Here is a 2,161-nt window from a genome sequence, read left to right as displayed (position 1 = left end):
GTGAGCGTCTAGCGAACTACACCTATGTTTTAAAATTCCAGGGTAACAAGCTGTCGATATCGGGCTCAGGCTGGCACAGTTCATCAAGGCAAGCACAGATGTAATTAAATGGGATTAGACCATTTATCTTGGCGGTTTCCACAATGCTGTAAAGGGTGGCACTAGCATGGGCACCGTTAGCCGTTTGGCTAAATAACCAATTCTTTCGGCCTATCACAAACGGTTTTACCGCGCGTTCTGCTCTATTATTATCGATGCTAAGTCGGCCATCATCAACATAGCGTATGAGCTTGTGCCATTGATTTGCCAGGTAATTAGCTGCCTCTATCAGTTTGCTGTTCCCCACTAAATTTGGCTGATCCTGCTCAAGCCATATTTTTAGCTTGCTAAGAATAGGCAGGCTAACCTCTTGTCTTGCCGTATATTTGTCATCCACACTTTTATCTTTGATGCGTGACTCAACGCCGTACAGTTTTTGGATAAGGCTCAATACCACATCCGCTTTGCCGGTTTTGTTTTTACCTTGTAGCTTTTTCGCGTCGATAAATTTACGACGAGCATGCGCCCAGCAGCCGATTAAGGTTGCCTCTGTTCTGGCATAGGCTTGATAGCCATCCACGTGCAAGTACCCTTGATATCCATCAAGATAATTGACCACGCAGGCGGCCGCGCGACTATTGTGGAAGTCGTAAAGTACGATATTAGGGATAGGATTATTCGGGTCTGGTGAATCTCGACCCGAGCAATACACCCACATGTAACTGTTTACTTTGTCCGATTTCACCACCTTTAATGGCGTTTCATCGGCAAATAGCGTGGGTTGCCTTAACAGCTCGGCTTTAAGCCGTTCAACTAATGGCGCGAAGAGTGTGGCTGATTTGTCTATCCAGCTGCTCATGGTCTGTCGACTGAGTTCAATACCGTATTGCTTAAACATCGCTTCCTGGCGATACAGCGGTAACCCGTATTGGTATTTACTGGTGATAAGCTGACTGAGCAAACTGCTGGTTGCAATGCCTTTGTTGATGGGCATGGCAGGCATTGAGGCTTGTTTAATCTGTGTCTGAGTTGAGGATTTATCACAGTGACGGCAGGCGTATTTAGGCCTAATATGCTCAATCACTTTGATTTTAGCGGGTATGAACTCAAGCTTTTCTGACTTATCTTCACCCATTTTATGTAGCTCACCGCCACAGCAATCACAGGTTTTGTCGATGATGTCGTGAATAACCTGCTCACGAGGTAAGTCTTTTGGCAGTGGCTTACGCACCGGCTTTTTACGGGTATAGCTAATGGATTGTTGCTCTGCCTCAACTTCCTCAACAATTTCTTCCACTTCATTGAATAACTCGCCTTGCCCGGCAAAGCCTTCAGCACTTTTGCCGAATTGTTTTTGTTGGGCCAAGCTCCAGCGCTCTTCCAATGCCGCAATCTGGGCATCCTTCTGCGCTAACAGTTTTTCAAGTTCAGCAATGCGCTGTTTAAGGGCGAGTTCATTTTTCATGACGCCTATTTTAAGGCATCATCAAAGGCTTTGCAGTGCTAACTGAACTCACTTTGATGATCATCAATCGATCGCAAATATTAAAGCATTTTCTTACCTGCGACATCAATTTTACTGTGTCCAATCACATCATAACCCGATAATAACCAGTGTAATTGCTGCTCGCTTAAGGTCATGGTGGGTGACATGAGTTTGGGCCATTTGAACTTATGCTTATCTAATCGCTTATACCACAGTGCAAAACCGGTGTTATCCCAGTAAAGCAGTTTGAGTTTGTCACGGCCTTTATTACAAAACACAAATAGCGCACCACTGAGCACGGGTAGTTCAAGCTCTGCTTCCACCAACGCCGCCAGACCATTAATTGATTTTCGAAAATCAACGGCATCGGCACATAAATAGACGGTGGGTACATCAACGAACATCCTCATACCGTTAGCCCTTTAATAATGGCAACGATATCGGCCGTCGCTAAATCGATAGGAAACGTGAGTTGGCCGGTTAGCGTATCAAACTGCAGCGTATTTTGACGAGTTTGCGCGCAGACTTCAGTAGTTTGTTTTACCTGGACAAAACGTGATGATGTAAGGCACTGCGTGTGCACTGGCAAGGTGGAATTAGGCTGGTCTTTTGCCAGTAAAGCACGTTGTTTATAAT

3 protein-coding genes are annotated in these 2,161 nt (G+C 45.3%); all 3 read right to left on the bottom strand.

Translation table 11 applies throughout. From position 1 onward, the window contains the following. Window positions 1-22: 22 nt before the first annotated feature. Window positions 23-1,504: an IS66 family transposase gene (locus GQR47_RS20160; protein WP_002963282.1), complete on the bottom strand. Its 1,482-nt coding sequence runs from the start codon at window positions 1,502-1,504 to the stop codon at window positions 23-25. A gap of 80 nt (window positions 1,505-1,584) precedes the next feature. Continuing rightward, window positions 1,585-1,935, bottom strand: coding sequence for an IS66 family insertion sequence element accessory protein TnpB (tnpB, locus tag GQR47_RS20155; protein WP_024604009.1), 351 nt, complete (start codon window positions 1,933-1,935; stop codon window positions 1,585-1,587). Next, on the bottom strand, window positions 1,932-2,161 hold a 230-nt coding region (locus tag GQR47_RS20150), incomplete at its 5' end, for an IS66 family insertion sequence element accessory protein TnpB (RefSeq protein WP_165724400.1). The genes GQR47_RS20150 and tnpB, both read right to left, overlap by 4 nt.

This window comes from Pseudoalteromonas sp. Z1A2 (assembly GCF_011378755.1).
Lineage (GTDB): Bacteria > Pseudomonadota > Gammaproteobacteria > Enterobacterales > Alteromonadaceae > Pseudoalteromonas > Pseudoalteromonas distincta.
The sequence above is the reverse complement of the archived record's forward strand: the minus strand, read 5'-3'. Positions and strand labels throughout refer to the sequence as shown.